Raw genomic sequence first — 18,005 nt, 5'->3', positions numbered from 1 at the left:
TTGTCTTTTTAAAGTTAGAAATTCAGGTCAACTCCAAACATAACGGAACGCATAGCCGGATAGCGCAAACCCGTATCAGTATCCAGTTCCGGGTCCCATAATTTGAACGGGGAGAAACAGAACAAGTTATTACCACTCACATAAAAACGAATCGATTTGGAATGTATCTTTTCAGTGAAAGACTTCGGCAAAGTGTATCCCAACTCCAGTGTTTTCAGGCGCATAAAACGCATGTTCTTTTTCCACCAAGTAGAAGTCCGGTAATTCTGTCTATTAGGTTGTTCCGACAATCTAGGCCAAAATACATCCTGAGAAGGGTTCTCTTCTGTCCATCGGTCATTATAGTTGGAATAGACATTTCCTTGCAACGTTTGTCCGCTACCCGGAATAAAGTATGTAGTATTACCGATTACACGATAAGTATCGCCTGTCCCTTGAAAGAAGAAATTCAAGTCCCAATTCTTGTAATTTATATTGCCACCGAATCCATAAACAATGCGCGGGTCTACAGTTCCGCCAATATAACCTTCATCTGCATCAGTAATGAAACCATCACCGTTCATATCCACATATTTAATATCACCCGGACGAACCCTGGAAGCTCCTACATCTTGTGTCGGTATACCGAATTTTAAATTACCATCCGCATCAAAGTCATCTGCTGTAAACAGTCTTTCTGCCTGCAACCCCCACAAAGTATTCAATGAACGTCCTGTCAGCCCCTTATACGTACCTACCACAGATTCCGGTTCATCATACTCGTCCACACGGTTGATAGCATAAGTGAAGTTAGAACGGAAACCTATAAACCAATCTTTATTGATTTGTTTATTATAATTCAAAGAGAATTCCACACCACGATTAGTCACTTCACCAAAGTTAGCCCATGGATTTGTCAAGAATCCAGTTTGTGACGGAATAATCTTACGTTGCATGAAAATATTAGTACGCTTTTCTTTAAATACATCTACTTGCAGTTCCAGTTCATTCCATAAGCCCAGTTCTACTCCAAGATTCATTTTTAATGCAGTCTCCCACGTAAGGTTTTCCACCCCTACTTCTCCTTCAGAAATACCTTTACGTTCAATCTGCCCTGTATCACCCCAGTGATATGTGTCTGCATCTGTCTTCAATGTTGTCATATAGGCAAAACGTCGTCCACCAATGTCATCATTACCAACTTTTCCTATAGATCCTCTTAATTTCAATTTACTCAAAGTATTTCTGAACTTATCCATAAAAGGTTCTTCGGATATAAGCCAACCAACTGCAAGAGATGGGAAAAATCCGAAACGTTTTCCTTTGGCAAAATTCTCCGAACCGTTATAACCAAAGTTAAACTCCGTCACATAGCGGCTATCGAATGTATAAGAAAGACGCCCCGCAATACCTTGCTTTCTATAAGGCTGTACACTACCGTTGTCAAAACTTTGCTGATTATACAGGAACAATGCATCCACATCATGTTTTCCGAAAGTACGTGCATAAGTCAGCGTTCCTTCAAAGTAGACCCTCGAATTTCCATATTCACCTTTATTGCCATGTCCCAAAGAATCATCTCCGTATTTCAACACCGAATGAATCAGGTTACCCTCTATATCACGACCGGTAGCAATAGTATAGTAAGTCGCATTCTTGCCTCTGGTTATCGAACTCTGATTCCAGCGGTCGAACGAGAATGACACTTTCGCTTTCAATCCCGGAGTTATCATTTTCAGGTTCTGCTCGACAGCAAACAAAGATTGAATCTGTGAAGCTGTAACCACATCATATCCACTTTGTGTCACGGCAGCCCAAGGATTGACTCCATTGATGTTCATGATAGGAATTGTTCCGTCAGAATAACGAGCAGGGTGCACAAAAGGAGAAGTTATAAATGCCCTGTCGAAAGCATCGTCCGTACTAAAAGCCTGCTTACGGTGCGTTTGCAAGAAACCACCGACATTCAAACGCAGTACTGTCGTCTTGGTAACATCCAAATCGACATTGGCACGCATATTATAACGGGTCAGCTTCATACCGGTGTCATAAGGCAATGTCTTGTCCGTTTCCATAATTCCTTTCTCACCGAAATAAGAACCGACCAATGAGTACCGGAGAAAATCGGATCCACCCGACACTGTTAAATTAGCACGAGTAGAGTAGGCGTAATCTTTCGTTATTTGCTCCAGCCAATTTACATCCGGATACAAATCCCGGTCATATCCATAACGAGTCCTGTCAATCTGCTCCTGGCTGAATGGCAAACGTGTCCTGTCTTCCGTAAGTTCATTCAATAATGCCATATGATCGGCCGCACCAATAAACTCAGGAAGTTTTGTAGGTTCTGCAATAGAATGTTCCACCCGAAGATTCACAGAAGGAGCACCTATCTTACCACGTTTTGTATTAATAACAATCACACCGTTCGCACCACGCACACCATACATAGCACTTGCCGAAGCATCTTTCAATACAGAGAATGATTCTATTTCCGCCGGATCGATATGATTTAGATCACGTTCAATTCCATCAACCAGTACTAGTGGCGACTGTCCGCCAGAGAAAGAGGCAATACCACGAATCCAGAAATTAGAAGAATCGTACCCAGGTTCACCAGAACGCTGAACAGCTATCACACCGGCAATTTGTCCCGCCAGGTTATTAGTAACAGAACGTGAAGAACCCACCTGTAACTTCTTCGGCTGTAATGTTTCGATAGAACCGATAACCGACATTTTTTTCTGGCTACCATATCCCGTAACTACCACTTCGTCCAGCGCTTCAATATCTTCCTCAAGAATCACATCAAAGTTAATCTTGCTCCCAACTTTTATTTGCTGGGGTTTAAATCCTATATAGGAAATCTCAATTACGGAACTTTTACTCGGCACATCCATATAGAAATGTCCGTCCATATCCGTTATCACTCCAGTGCCCCCTTCTTCCATAACGCGTATATTCACACCAGGAAGAGGATTCTTGTCCTTATCGGTTATCGTACCACTAATACGAATACCTTTCGCCTGCTCCGACAGATTCGTCTTACCAGCCATAGAATGTACAGGTAAAGCGGAGTTGGCACTTGTTCCATAGTACAACAACAAGCAAACAAACAATGCTTTCTTCAAATCCATAATATTAAATTTAAAAATCTCATAATAAATACTTTATCTCTAACCGAGTGAGAGCAAAAGTAGGCAACCAATACAATATGTAATAAAACAAATAATCCAATAATTAAAAGAAATTGTTCAAAATCAAATTAAAATATAATAGATATATTTTCTGACCTATTTATGTCATTTCAAGAAGTACTCCGCACGCCCCGGCGTGAACAACTCCCACAAAGAAGCTACCGTCCAACCCGGTGCAAAGATATCATTATAATATCCTTTCCCGTTTTTCCCATAATCCCAATTTGTGTGCTGAACAACTTCCGGATAGTAACCAGACTTAGCCACTCCGCATAAGTGTCCCTCATGAGGCAGAAGTTGACGCATAGAGGTAGAAATAACTTCTGCAAATTGTGAGAAGCGGGGTTCTGCATATTCCTTTGACAGCCATCGCAACACAGAAGCAAACTCAAACACAAATACATCAATATGGTTGTTTTCCACCGACACATTGCCCCAACCGCGGGTTTTCAGACCAATATCTCCCAACATCTGTCCCTGCGCAAAAGGAACATCCCATACATAATACCATGACAAGGCAAAATAAGCAGCTTTCTTCGTCAGGTCTGCATAATGCCGGTGCTCGTCTCCTTTTGTAATCAATGAAAGATAATAGGTAGCCGTAGCAGCATACAGAGATGCCTCCTTGTCTTCGCAGTTGGCATCAAGTGTAGACGAGAAATAGTCGGCTTTAGAAATCAATATTTTTTCCAGATAATCAGCCGTTAACTTAGCACTGGCAAGGTATCGCTTATCCTTGAAATATTTGTATCCCATCACCAGCGGCAATGTGGCCGAAGGAGTACTCCCTCCACTATTGTCTACTATCGTAAAATCATCACGAAACTTGCGGGGGAAACTACCGTCAGCCTGTTGCAGTTGCAAGAATATATCAAGCATTTTCTTTATCTTCTGTTCCCACTCAGGATGACGGCGACCGTTTTCTTTCTCATAAGCAAGATAATGAAGCATTGCATAAACTCCCTCTGATTGGCGACGAATACTGTGTATGGGATCTTCAGTCCCTTTATCAAAATCGACCGACTCTTTGAAGAAACCGACCGGAGTAAAGCCGTTCTTCAAGTAGCTATCAAACACTTTCATACCATTTGCTTTCAAATCCTCTCTATCAGATTGGCAACCATATTCCCAAGCATTGAATGCATTAAGAAGCACACGACCAATGAAACCTACTTCCGCCTGCCCGTTACTCTGGCAATTTTCTGTCATTAGATGTATTCCCGAATTATAAACCAACGGATGTCCTTCTACGAAACTACTTACAAAGAATCCACTAAGAACTTGCTTCATATTCGTTATGGAATAAGGAGTCTCCACAGGTTTAGGTCCATAAGTGTCATAACTATATTCCCATGCATGGCGTATAAAATCAGAATAATCATCAGCTTTATTCTCCAGAATCTCCCACGTTAATAAAACAGTTTCCCCCTTTTTCAAGAATTGAAAAGCTTCTGCCGCAGGTGCCAATGTCAACTTACGAATATAACTCTTGGGAGCTTCACGATAAGGAAAGCCAAAAGAGAGCGCAGTTATTCCGTTTTGATTCTCAAATCCGGTAAATCCTAGAGACGTTTTACCTGAAAGGATAATTTCTCCTTCCCGATGAGTGCTCAAGGCTTCGTCTGCAAACTTATCGATACGGCTCACAGTCACAAAGTGTTTTTCTTTTTCCGAATAAACACCTGTAAGCGGTGCGCTTAGTCTGTCTTCACGCACCAACCAACTATCTGAAGAATGGAACGAAGGCGCATCTTTAGGAGAACGGAGATTCCTACGATACCAGAAACCCGGCATATAAAATTGACAATCATCATGACGATAGCCTGTTGATAGCCGTTGACTATAATTAAAATAAACATCTTCGAGTGCTGTTATACAGACATTTACCCGTAATTTTCCATTTACATCTGCCACCCTCTGAGTGATTGTAACCGGAATGCTTTCAGAAGCTTCCAATAAATAGGATGAACGGTCATTCCCCAATTGCTGTAAGTCTAGTGAATATCTTTCAGCTACATTTCCCGGCACTTTCAACGATATGGACGCTGAAATATTTTCCGGAACATAGTTGACAGCTTCAGCAACTCCGACATACAGTGTAATAAGCGCCCCGCAAAACAAACATTTAAAATTCATGCAAACCTAATTATATGAATCAGTAAAGGATACTGGTTCTGTGTTAATACTAAGTTATTACTGCAGCAAAAATAGGGGTTTACACTTATTTTAGATATTAAAAACAGGTCAATAAATGAAAGTTTAGTCTCAATCGAGCCAAATGAAAGTAAAAATCAATGCGTAATGTTTCATACAGTGTGTATATATGTATACTGCAATAGATATATATGGCTATCGCAATGAATATATATGCCCACCACGCTAGACATATATACTCATTACACTAGGATTTAACAATGTTATTTTTGCATCCGGACATAAGTCTTTCTATCCGGTCCCACTCCCGTTATTGTTAATTTCTTCCAATGTTTCGGCAATTTTGAGAAAAGCTGCTTGATGCCATTATCTGTAACTTCCAAACCACAAAATCCATTAATGACAGTTTGTAAAAGTCCTCCCGCACCAGTTACAAAATAAGGATTCGTACCTCCTGCACCTTCGGAAATAACACCAAACGGGGGTAACTGGTTAGGACGGAAACTTTGCACAAACAAGTCATAAGCTTTATCGCCTTCGCCAAGGCGTGTATATTGCAAAGCCAACACAGAGAAAGACATTGCCGGTCCAGTTTTATCTATTTTATCTTCATAATACTCCAAGTCCTTACGGATTTCTTCAGGACGGGTTATCAGATTTAATGGATATACCAGCAAATTGGCATCCGCTTGTTTTATTGTCTGCCCATTATAGCCTTCATACTCCATAGTCACTCCATTCTCGAATTTCGGGAGCCGTAACTTCGAGGCTATCTCTTTCCAGATTGCAGGTGCCTTAACACCGCATACCACAGCAGCTTTAGCAGCATCTTGCAAAGCACGCATAGCGGCACCATTGGTAAATGCATTATCATCCACCCCTTCAGCATATTCATCGGCACACACCACATTGCGAATCGAATAAGAACCATCCTCATTCTTTTCTACACGACTTACCCAAAATTCCGCCACTTTCTCCATCAAAGGGAAACCTTCTTCTCGCAACCACCGTTTATCACCACTCATACAGTAGTAATTCCAGGCTGCGATAGCAATATCAGCAGTGATATGATGTTCAAAAGTTCCGGTCAATGCCCAAGTCGGACATGACTCTTCTCCGGCATCATCACTTTCCCAAGGAAACATAGCTCCATCATACCCATAGCTCAATGCTCTCTGACAAGCGGCTTCCAGTCTGTCAGTACGATAATCCATCATTGTCCTTGCAATGCCCTGATTCATGAAAAGCATAGGCGGATACATCCAAAACTCGGTATCCCAGAAAATATGCCCGTTATATCCTTGGGCAGAAAGCCCGAAAGGAGAAATACTCAGGCGGCTTCCCTTGCGTGCATTAGAGTAAAGATTATAAAGAGCAAAACGTACGGCACGCTGCGCCTCGTCATCTCCCTCAATCATAATATCTCCTTCCCACAGCTCATTCCAAAGTTTCCGATGTCCATTCATCAGGCGGTTCAAACCTTCTTTCGCACCATAAATCACTTCACGGTCCGATTCATTATACGGGTCTATAAAATCACGTCCGGTACAGACAGAGCCTAATAAAGCGAAAGAAAATTTTTCTCCTTTTTTTAATGAAATAGAGATTCGACTGGTTCCGTCAGATTGTTGTTGCAAGTTTGGATTCTTATCATAAATAAAAGCGGAAGAAGCTGATACTTTCTGTTCACGGTATTTGGATAAAGCCCAGGTACGTACTATTTTCAGTTCGTTTCCATCGACATTCACACTCACTTGTTTTGAACCGGGATTCTTATATTCATCAGGTACTTCAATGGGATTTTCCACTGATAAATACATATCTTCCAATGCAGCCACCTCTACACGCACCAGTCCCGCATAAGGTATATTCCTCAAGGCACAGATACTATAAGAGATATCCGCTTTTCCACCATAAGTAAAATGTGTATCGTGCGTGGCGGCTTTCATATCTATGCACTGTCCCCACCCCGAAATATTATCACCACTCACTCTCTGTCCGTCAATCTGCATTTGCAAATTGAACGGGTTGATTCCTCGCAACACACGACTCACGTCTTGAGGAGCGGCAGCATCAAATACATGATTCAACATGACATGACGAACAGAGAAAGGTTCTTTCCACGGCAAGATACCGATACCACCATTCGCTACTGCTGCTCCAAAATAAGTTCCGTAATAATCAGTAGCCTGTATTTTCCACAAATTATCTTGTCCGTTTGCCTTTATAGTCAAAGCTGATACCAGACAAAAAAATACAATAAATAGATTCTTCATATAATAGCATATTTAATTAGTTAACGACATTTACTGCAAAAATAGTCTGTATTGCTTGTTTTGTTCATTTAATACGCACTTCGATTGACTTCCCATTCTCAACCTTGTATTTTCCCATAACCTTATTTCCCTTTTTTATCAGAACCAGTAATGCGTTACCCTTGTTACGTTTCACTTCAATATCAAATGTTGCGCCAAATGCACAAATGCGTTTCAAAGACATTGTATTCCAAGTTTCCGGAAGTTGCGGCGTCAGTTTGAAAGCATCCAGCGCAATGGGACGTATGCCAAACAAGCCTTCTGTCATAATACGGCAATATAAAGCGCTTTCTGTTGATAGATGGCGTTGATTCCCTTCCGGCCATGCTTCTACCGCATAAGGAACATGGTCGCCCAGCAAACGGGTTACAGAATATTTTTCCAGATATTCGGTAGCTATCTCTCTGGCGCCACAAGAATAAGCTCCCCGAAAAGCATAGAGCGTGGAGCGGTCCCAATACGTAGAAGTGCCCGATTGAGTAAGCAAACCGTTCTCCATCCATAACTTATCTGAGAACAGGGCAGACACAGTACCCTCTGCCCGATTGTAAATTCCCATAGTCAACGGAATACAAATCCATGAACGAAGCACCGTATTGCCATCGTAATAACGATATGTCTCATAACCTTCTACATTATGGGCAAAATATCTATCAATATTTTTATAAAGCTCAGCAGCCTTGTCCTGATAGGATTTTATACATTCACGATCTTTCTTCAGTGCCTTTCCCAAATAAACAGCAGAAATGAGGGCGTCATAATACAATGAAGAGGTACATAAGTTGGCTTTCCCCGCAGGGAAACGGTTTTCCAATTCATCGGAGTCAGATTCCACTACTCCTTCAGCATTCAGTTTCCGGTTGCAATACTCCAGACACCATTCAATCAATGCCCATAATTTTTCCGCCTCGTGACGGTTACCGGACGCCAAAGCATAACGTGCCGCACCATAAGCGACCATCGCCACATCTCCACGGTCGCCCGCCACACCAAAATAATCTATCCCCTCTGCGATTATAGATGAGGGCAAAGGCTTATACTCGTCATTCATGTAGCGCATAAATAAACCGAACGAATCCATTGCCGAACGGTTTCCCGCCTGATAGCCCAAATAAGGGAAAAACGGATTGATGTATTCCGCCTGATCATTCGCCCAGATAGCAGCATAATAAGCTTCCCCACCCGGACTTTGCATATATCCGCCTTTTGTATCAAATATACTTTCCGAACCGCGTATCTTGGCAAACGAGAACATTGTATTGATCACATCACTCGGAGTCTCAAGCACCAGATTACCCTGTACTTGCCGCAAGAATTCCCGTCGTGCAACGAGCTCTTTATCAACATCCAGTGCCAACACCCGTCCATTCTTTTTATATCCTGCATAAATCACTTGAAACCAAGCCTTCTCTCCGGCTTTTAACTGAAAAGTACCTTCTCCAATCGGAGATGAAAGAACAGCCGTTAATGTATAACTGCCTTCCACTCCTTTAGCCTCATCTGTATGATAAGAAAGAGTATTCGCTGGAAATTGGAGGGTTAACGGATGTTCGGTCACATTCTCCAATTCATATTTCTCACAAAAAGCCGGCTGTGATGTAGAAGGAAAAAGCGTGCGTGTCAGCGAAACACCTCTATTTCCATATATGCTTTTCACAGTCATAACCCCGCTTAAAGATACGGTTTCCACCTTTTCGCCTACCAACGGCTGTCCGTTCACAAGACACAGGTGCGCCCAGTCTCCATTGAAATGATGCTGCAAACTACCATGAGTGTCATTAGGAATAGTACGGAAAGTCGGCAGAACCATATTCCGGTCAATCACCCATTCCCCTGCTGCATTAATGCCATAACGCAATACACTCGAAACTTTCAAACCACTCATCTCAATATGGTCATTATGAATGCCGTTTATCTTCCAATAAATACTATCCGGTGAGGCGATAGTCCATCGTGCAACTCCACCGGCATATAAAAGGTTTGTGCCGAACCAACATATCAGCACGATGAACCACATTGTCTTTTGCCTAGTCATCATATCTTATTGCATTATTAAAACACTTCTACTCAAAAACAAACCGCTACTCCTTTACATTCGTAAAGTCCTTTGGCAACACTCCGAACTGCTTCTGGAAACATTTTGCAAAGTAGGACGGGGAATTAAACCCTACCATATAGCAGATTTCATTGACCCTGTTTTCACCCTCTTTCAGCAATTGGGCAGCCTTTTTCAGACGCTCCAGACGAAGGAACTCATTCGGGCTGAGATCCAGCACTCCTTTAATTTTCCGATAGAAGTTAGAACGGCTCATATTCAAGTTATCTGCCATATCATCCATACTGAACTCAGGATTGGCATAATTAATCTGGATAACTTCGTTCAGTCTCTTGATAAACTCTTCATCAGCTTTCGTCAATGCCATTGTATTAGCTGCTATAAAAGGAGATTCCGCAAAAGCCTGGCGCAACTTCTCCCTGTTCTGAATAAGATTGGAAGCGCATGCCTGCAAGTATTCCACAGAGAAGGGCTTTTCAATATAGGCATCCGCACCCAGCTCCATTCCCTCTATCTTCGATTGTATATTAGTCTTTGCGGTCAGCAGTATAATAGGGATATGGCTGTAATTCAAATCCGACTTAATCGTCTTGCACAGTTCGAAGCCATCCATTACAGGCATCACGACATCACTTATCACCAGATTCACATAATTGCCGTCCAGTACACGCAATGCTTCCGCGCCATTGGTAGCTGTCAGCACCGTGTAATCTTTCAACAGTTGGCGAACCACAAAGGCAAGCATATCCGGATTATCTTCCGCTACCAACAAAGTCGGGCGGTTATCCTTTTCTACTATTTGTTCTGCAGGAGCTTCGTTCATTTTATCAGTTTCCACTTCCACTTCCGATATCAGGGTGATTGTCGTATCCTGTACTATCGGCAAAGTCATACAGAAAGTATTATTCTCCTCCCCTTTTCCCATAGTCAAAGTCCCTTGATGCAGTTCGGCAAGTGAGCGAGAGAGAGCCAGTCCGATGCCGGTTCCGGTAGTTACTTTTCCATTCTCCTGCTCGTTGAAACGAACAAAAGGCTTAAATATCTCCTCTTTCATTGCATCAGGAATGATTACCCCGTCGTTCACCGTGCAGATACGGAATGAATTTCCTCCGTCCTTATCCGGCACTTCCAGCGATATATGCACGTAACTTTCCGCATATTTCACCCCGTTGTTCAGCAAATTGCTGATGATTTTCGTAAATGCTTCCTGATTAACATGGGCATAAAAGTCCTTTTCCGGCATCTGCAAGGTGAAATCCAACCCTTTCTGCTTGGCAAGGGAAGTGAAGCGCACATGCGTTTCTTTCAGTACTTCCGTTATATTACACTTCGCAAAGTTCAGTCGGAATCCCTGTCTCTCCGTCTTGCGGAAATCAAGCAACTGATTGGTCAGGTTCAACAACCGTTCCGTATTCTGCTTCATGACGTTCAAGTCCTCGCGGGTTTCCGTATCCACCTGTTTCTTTAGTATGATATTTTCCAACGGACCTTTAATCAATGTCAACGGAGTACGTATCTCATGGGCCACATTCGTAAAAAAGTCAATCTTCGCATTATATACTTCGCGTTCCTTTTCCTGTTCGAATATCTCCATTTGCCGACGATGCTTCCTATTACTACGTCTCTTGAAATACATAACCACATACAAGGAACAACCTATAATCAACAATACATACACAATATAAGCCCAGACGGAAAGATAGAAAGGCGGAAGAATATGTACTTTCAAGGTTATTCCTTCTTCATTCCATACCCCGTCACTATTGGAAACCTTCACCCGGAAAGTGTAATCGCCATACCGCAGGTTGGAGTAAGTGACAATAGGGCTCTCGCCTACTGTCAGCCAGTCTGCGTCAAAGCCGTCTAGCTTATACATTATCTTGCTCATTCTTGGAGCCTGGAAATCCAGTGCCGCCACACGGAAAGAGAAAGAGTTCTGATTGGATTGAAGTACAAGTTCGTCGGAAAAGGTGATGCTCTTCTCCAACGGAGAACCCGGTTCGCCTACATACACTTCTTTGCCAAAGAGCAGAAAATCTGTAATCACGATAGACGGAAGCGACTTGTTCTCTGAAAAGTTCTTGGGATTGAAAGCCACAAAACCGTCGATACTTCCCAGATAGATTGTACCGTCTTCCGTTTCAAAACTTGAACGATAATTGAACTGGTCGCCCAGCAAACCGTTGGAAGTGGTATATACTTTCATAGCTCCGGTGGTAGGCTGGAAACATACCAAGCCATTATTAGTTGTCAGCCAGAAAAGTCCGTCCTTGTCTTCTACAATCTGATAAACGACGTCGTTTGGCAATCCGTCCGCCAGATTATAACTGGTGAAGGTTTCCGTCTCCGGATGGAACAAACAGAAACCGCCGCCCTGTGTCGTGAGCCAAACCTGCCGGTGGGAATCCTCGAAGATACTCACTACCTTGTCGTAAGGAAGGCTTTTTGGGTTGCTTTCATCATGCAGGTAATTCTTCCATTTCTTCTCACTCACATTATAACAGTAAGCACCGTTTGCATAAGTTGCCAGCCAGAGGTTTCCGCCGGAGTCTTCTTTGATATCATATACAAACCGGCCGTTCAGTTCCGGAATCCGGTCAAAATCGTCAGACTGCTTATCATAACGCAGCAGGCCGAATAATGTGCCCAAATAAATATCTCCCGTCGTTGTCCGGCAAATAGAGAAAACACTATTATCTATCAAAGAACGCGGTGAATCTGTTTTCCGGTATGTTTTCACAATAGCTCCCGTGCGTGTGTCTACCACTTTCACCCCTTTCGAGAAAGTTCCCACCCAAAGATGGTCGCCAATCAGGCACAATCCGTGCACGTTCGTAAAGGCATTGCTCGGCGTGAAGAAAGAGAAAGTCTTGGTCTTCGGGTTAAAGCAGTTTAGGCCGCCGTCTTCCGTGCCAATCCACAAGATTCCCTGATTATCCTGGCAGAATTCACGTACCCGCTTTCCATGCAGCCCGTTTTCTGTCCCTTTCGGATAATATTTCTCAAAATTCGTATAGAAACGGGGGTAATAGTTTACGCCGCCAAAATAAGAACCAATCCAGATGCCACCTTCACGATCTTTGCACAGCGAATAAATAGCATTATCGGACAAGGAGTAAGGGTCATTGATTGAACTGCGCAAGTGAACAAATTTCCCCAGCCGGAGATTATAAATATAAAGTCCTGACTCTGCGCCAATCCACAGCTCATTGTCGGAAGCCACCAGCAGTTCACGACAAAATACAGATTCTCCATTCTCATCTGCCAAGAGCAAATCATGCAATTTGTTTGAGGTTAGGTTCAGTTCCTTCACTCCACCTTTCAAAGAGCCGACATACAGGCAGTTGTATGCCCCTTTCACGAGACTTATTACTACATCGTTCGCATAGGTTTCTTTATTATCTACCGGAGAGATATATGGATGGAGCGTTTTCAGACGGTCTTTCGAATAGAAAAGACCATCACCGTAACAGCCTATCCAAAGGGTTCCGCTATTATCAAAGGCGAAAGTCTGCACATTAGTGGTAAGAAAAGAGAAATTCTCTAACGTATAGTTCCGAAGTTTCTCTTTTTCCAGTTCATAGCAGAAGAGGCCTTGAGATTCTACCGCCACCCAGACACACCCTTGATTGTCGCCGGAGATTGCAGTCACGGTATGTTCTATTTTCGTATTTTCCGCACTCAGTCCGGTGAAATGCTCGAAGAAGTCCTTTTCCGGATAATAAATATAAAGCCCCACATCCGTGCCTACCCAGATATTTCCTTTCTCGTCTTCATAAAGCGCTGTGATAAAATTGTTGCCGATACTTCGTTGGCTACGGTCATCGTGCTTGAATTTGCGGAACGACAAACCGTCATATCTGTTTAGCCCGTCTTTCGTACCGAACCACATAAATCCTTGCTTATCCTGCAAAATCGTATTGACTGTATTTTGGGATAACCCGTTCTGCACGCTCAGGTTTTTGAAATAATAATGCTCGTCCGCCACTTGTGCATGGCAGCTTATCTGGTAGCAAATAAAACAGAGTAAAAGTATCAGTGCTTTTTTCATAACATACGTGTTTTCTATCTTCCCGTTTGAGTTACCAAATGTAGGCAAAATAACAACGGGAAGATGATAAATACGTCCCAATGAATGAAAAAATCGTCTTATTTCTCTATTCTGATACGGGCATCGACAGCTACAACAGCCTTCTCTGTAGCCAGAAGCGGGTTTATATCCATTTCTTTGATTTCTGTCGCAAATCGGAGCAAGGTAGAAAGACGGACTATAATTTCCGCGAATTTATCCTCATTCACTCCTTTCTGTCCGCGTGTCCCCTGGATTATCTTATAGGCGCGCAAAGAATGAATCATCGAATAAGCCTCTTCGTAAGAAAGAGGAGCCAAACCGGAAGAAACGTCTTTCAATACTTCCACAAAGATACCTCCCAAACCACAAAGCACTACATGTCCGAACTTCTCTTCATACTTCGCACCAATAAAGAGTTCCGTACCTCTTAGCATAGGTTGCACCATGATTGCCTTCGCGTCAGCAATCTGCATCATACGTTCAAATTCCAAAGCCAGATGTTGCTCGCTTTTGATGTTCAATACTACTCCGCCAACATCCGATTTATGTACGGGGCCAACGACCTTTGCCACTACCGGGAAACCACATCGGCGGGCGAAAGCGACTACTTCTTCCTTGTTATCCGAAACGAATTCATCTACAAGAGAAATGCCGGCTGCATGAAGCAAAGCCTGTACCTGGTGGGGTTCGATATATCCATCTTGAGGGATAGAATCAATAATGCGGCGAATTCTCGGAACGTCTACTCCGAACAGTTCTATTTCCGGAACTGCCGGTTTAGGGGCATTAACGATACGTGAAAGGGCTGTACCCAATGTCACTTCATCTGCAAAATTCACGTGTCCTTTCGCCAGAAATGCCGCAACTTCCGCTCCGGCCGTATTGATGGAAGGCAGGATCGGGAAAATCGGTTTGCTGCAAACCTGCATCTTCTCATGTAGGACGTCATACATCTCGAACATGGTGACCAACCCCGGTGTTCCGAAGATAGCCATCATGGCATCTATATTTTCAAATTTCTCTTCGCAGTAATCTATGCAGAGGCGCAGATGTTCAGGAGTTCCCGTAGCGAGAATATCAATCGGGTTTCCAACGGCAGCACCGGGGAAGAGTTGCGATTTCAGTTCTTCCGCCAGTTCACCTTCGAGTTTCGGCACATTCAATCCGCCTTTGCTTAGTGCATCTGTCAGCATCACTCCCGGTCCTCCGGCATGAGTGATAATGGCAAAATTCTTTCCTCTCAATTCAGGCAGAGTAAATACACAGCCAACGGTGGTCAGTTCTTCACGGGAGAAACAACGCACAATCCCCGCTTTACGGAACAAAGCCTCGACAGCAGAATCGGAACTGGCAATAGCTCCCGTATGTGACGAAGCCGCGCGACTTCCGCTCTCCGAACTTCCTGCCTTTATCGCCGCAATTTTACATCCTTTCCTTATCAAGGAAGAAGCATGAAACAATAATCTGTCCGGATTCTGGATACTTTCTATATAGAGTAGTTTGATATGGGAGTCTTTTTCAGGGTCGAAGTTCTCATCCATAAACTGCAACACATCTTCCACACCAATCTGTTTGGCATTTCCCACCGACCAGACGGAATTGAACTGCAAGCCTTTGGTCACGGCACTTTCAAGGATAAATACTGCCGTAGCACCGGAACTGGAGATTAAGTCCACTCCTTTCAGATTCAGATTAGGAATAGGCTGGCTGAACACACTGTGATGCCAGGTGTTCATCAAACCGATGCAATTAGGGCCAATCAGTGAAGCGCCGTACTTATTGACTGTTTCCAATATTTGTTCTTCCAGTAATGCTCCCTCATGAGTTTCCTCGCCAAATCCGGCAGATAGTATGATAAACGCACGAGTTTGCTTTGTACTAGCCAATGTTTCCACAATACCGGGACACATCACGGCAGGCACAGCCAATACCGCCAAGTCCGTATCAGGCAGGTCTTTCACGTCCGCAAAGGCAGGCACTCCCTGCACTTCCTTCTCTTTCGGGTTCACCGCCCGAAGTTCTCCCTGATAACCTCCGTTTATCAAATTCTTCAATATTGCGCCACCCGGCTTATGTACATTATTCGATGCCCCTACTACAACAATGCTTTCAGGACGAAGCAACTGGGTTGTTATCATATCATACTCTTGTTTTCGTTTAACTTAGGTACAAATATATTCTTTCTTATGAGAAAAAAGAAAGAAAAAGGGGAGAAATATAGAAGGAAATAGATGATGAAAGAGGAAATAACAAGGAAGGCATGTGGTTTATGCTGACTTATTGATTAATTAAAGAATTACTTTGATGCAAATTGATGATTAGTCAACTTTAATCAGGGCAATATAGGTTTTTTAGGGACTATTTCTAATGTAATTACTCTGCTTTTTCCTTCGATAAAATATAATCATCTAAACGTCCGGCCAAAATTCCTTTTTCCAAATCTCCTATTGTTAAAGTCTTTTTTTCTTTATGTCTATTAAGCCATTTGTATATAGAGTAAAAATAAACTTCTTTCGTAAAATACTTGGAAAAATTGAAATTCGAAATATCAACAGAGAATCGATCGCTATAGTCACATAGAAACTCTTCTGCATCATCACCATATATGTACAAGTCTTCTTCTAATCTGGTAGAAGTATTAAGTTTCTCTCTATTCTTTATCCAAGAATAATTGAGGATAAAATCTATTAAGTCTTTATTATTCATTATACATTCCAATTGTTGTTAACAAGAGTTCGATATAAATCAATAAATATATCATTGGAAAATAGGAACATAGCGATAAAAGTATTAAATTTATGGTGACAAATTATAACATTTAAACGATTACAGCTATGTTCCTAATATTCAAAAGGATAAATTTAATACTTATATCGAACTGACGTTATATTAGCGTAAGACAATATTTATCATGGAACCCATTTCAAGGGCTCACTACTCAATAACTCATATGCTTTATCATTGATAAAAATAGAATCTGAATTTCCTTTCTTTATAATTATGTCATTTTCCACTGTGTTTCTATATACATATTCAGAAACTAAAAATATCAACATACTCTTTTCTGAATCAAATTCATAATACTGATAAAAAACTCCTTCTCCCCATTCCGGAATAAGCGTATTTGAGTCTAACATAATAGTTAACGAATAAGGTAGATTAGAATTTTCAATAAAAGTCTTACTTTTTACTTTTCCAGAAAATAAACATGATTTAAAGAACAGCTTTCTATCAATAAATGTATTCTCCCAGTCAGTTCTAATTCGCATCAAATCCTCATTCAGTTTTATTATAAACAATAAAGTACAACATAATAAAATACCACTTATAATAATTAATATTCGATTTCTATTTTTCATCTTCAATTTTTTTGTTAATTTTTGATTGGGTATCTTCTAAATTCTTTTTTATTTCTTTAAAATTTTCATTTGGCTTAGGATTCAATCCCATAGAAAGACTAACTCCTGTACCTTTTTTAATAACAGTTTTAACTGCATCGGCACAATTGTTAGTTATTGCGTTATACTTGATATCACCATTCTCAAAACTCTTTTTTAAATTCTTAGCATTTTCAAAAATAGACTTATCCATCTTAGAAGATGTTTTAAGTACAACATTATCAGTATATAAACTATTATTTTTATCGCTTTTAGCTACTTCTATAGCTTTGTCCATGGTCGCCTCCGTCCCTTCGAAAGAAATTTTCATCAAAGTCATCCCTCCAGCAGCTCCTGAAGATATCCCACTGGCAGTTGCAGCTTGACCATCGGTATTTCCGACTGTCATATAAAAATAATTTCCATCCTTGTCTTGTATAACTGCCGCCATATGTCCATATCCACCAGCCACATCTTTTGCTATAAGTATAACTACATCCTTCCCATCCGGATCAATCAAGTTCACTGGATTATTCAAGCAATAAGCATACGGACTCCATCCATGATATTTCTCTCCCAACGGATCTATCGTCATAAACCGTCCTAACACTGTATCATAATGCCTTACCCCATAATCATACCAATCCAATCCGCCCTTTCTATCCAGTTCCTTGCCGTTATGCTTATAAGGCTGAACAGAACCAACAGATGAAGCCATCAGCCCACCGAAAGGATAATAATCGTTTCTTTCTTCTATCTTTCCATCTTCGTCTACAACCACACGATTGTTTCCTTGATGGTCTCGGAAAATCCCGTTAGCCATATTGCAGACTAACGGGATAATAATCCTCAGAC

General features: G+C 41.8%; 9 protein-coding genes. All 9 read right to left on the bottom strand.

Annotation, left to right across the window (positions count from 1 at the left end):
- Positions 1–14: 14 nt before the first annotated feature.
- The 9 genes from CLIN57ABFB40_RS17380 to CLIN57ABFB40_RS17340 all read right to left on the bottom strand — a co-directional run bounded on the left by CLIN57ABFB40_RS17380 (position 15) and on the right by CLIN57ABFB40_RS17340 (position 17,973).
- Positions 15–3,116, bottom strand: coding sequence for a SusC/RagA family TonB-linked outer membrane protein (locus tag CLIN57ABFB40_RS17380; RefSeq protein ID WP_175631271.1), 3,102 nt, complete (start codon positions 3,114–3,116; stop codon positions 15–17).
- A 165-nt stretch (positions 3,117–3,281) separates the two neighbouring features.
- Positions 3,282–5,312, bottom strand: coding sequence for a hypothetical protein (locus CLIN57ABFB40_RS17375; RefSeq protein ID WP_175631270.1), 2,031 nt, complete (start codon positions 5,310–5,312; stop codon positions 3,282–3,284).
- A gap of 281 nt (positions 5,313–5,593) precedes the next feature.
- Complete coding sequence (locus CLIN57ABFB40_RS17370; protein ID WP_175631269.1) at positions 5,594–7,606, bottom strand: glycoside hydrolase family 65 protein; 2,013 nt, start codon at positions 7,604–7,606, stop codon at positions 5,594–5,596.
- A 64-nt stretch (positions 7,607–7,670) separates the two neighbouring features.
- Positions 7,671–9,683: a hypothetical protein gene (locus tag CLIN57ABFB40_RS17365; RefSeq protein ID WP_175631268.1), complete on the bottom strand. Its 2,013-nt coding sequence runs from the start codon at positions 9,681–9,683 to the stop codon at positions 7,671–7,673.
- A 43-nt stretch (positions 9,684–9,726) separates the two neighbouring features.
- Positions 9,727–13,752, bottom strand: coding sequence for a two-component regulator propeller domain-containing protein (locus tag CLIN57ABFB40_RS17360; RefSeq protein WP_175631267.1), 4,026 nt, complete (start codon positions 13,750–13,752; stop codon positions 9,727–9,729).
- Positions 13,753–13,850: 98 nt separating this feature from the next.
- The gene (locus CLIN57ABFB40_RS17355) at positions 13,851–15,911 is read right to left on the bottom strand and encodes an acetate--CoA ligase family protein (protein ID WP_175631266.1); all 2,061 of its coding nucleotides are present in this window, start codon (positions 15,909–15,911) and stop codon (positions 13,851–13,853) included.
- Positions 15,912–16,146: 235 nt separating this feature from the next.
- Entirely contained in the window at positions 16,147–16,479 is a 333-nt protein-coding gene (locus CLIN57ABFB40_RS17350; protein WP_175631265.1) for a DUF1493 family protein, read from the bottom strand.
- A 203-nt stretch (positions 16,480–16,682) separates the two neighbouring features.
- Positions 16,683–17,132: a hypothetical protein gene (locus tag CLIN57ABFB40_RS17345; protein WP_175631264.1), complete on the bottom strand. Its 450-nt coding sequence runs from the start codon at positions 17,130–17,132 to the stop codon at positions 16,683–16,685.
- Entirely contained in the window at positions 17,122–17,973 is an 852-nt protein-coding gene (locus CLIN57ABFB40_RS17340) for an RHS repeat domain-containing protein (protein ID WP_254871806.1), read from the bottom strand. Before CLIN57ABFB40_RS17340 ends, CLIN57ABFB40_RS17345 begins: the two co-directional genes overlap by 11 nt.
- Positions 17,974–18,005: the final 32 nt, after the last annotated feature.

Origin of the sequence: Bacteroides acidifaciens (genome assembly GCF_903181435.1) — a bacterium.
GTDB lineage: Bacteria > Bacteroidota > Bacteroidia > Bacteroidales > Bacteroidaceae > Bacteroides.
Note: the sequence above shows the minus strand (reverse complement) of the source record. Positions and strands in the feature narration are given on the sequence as shown.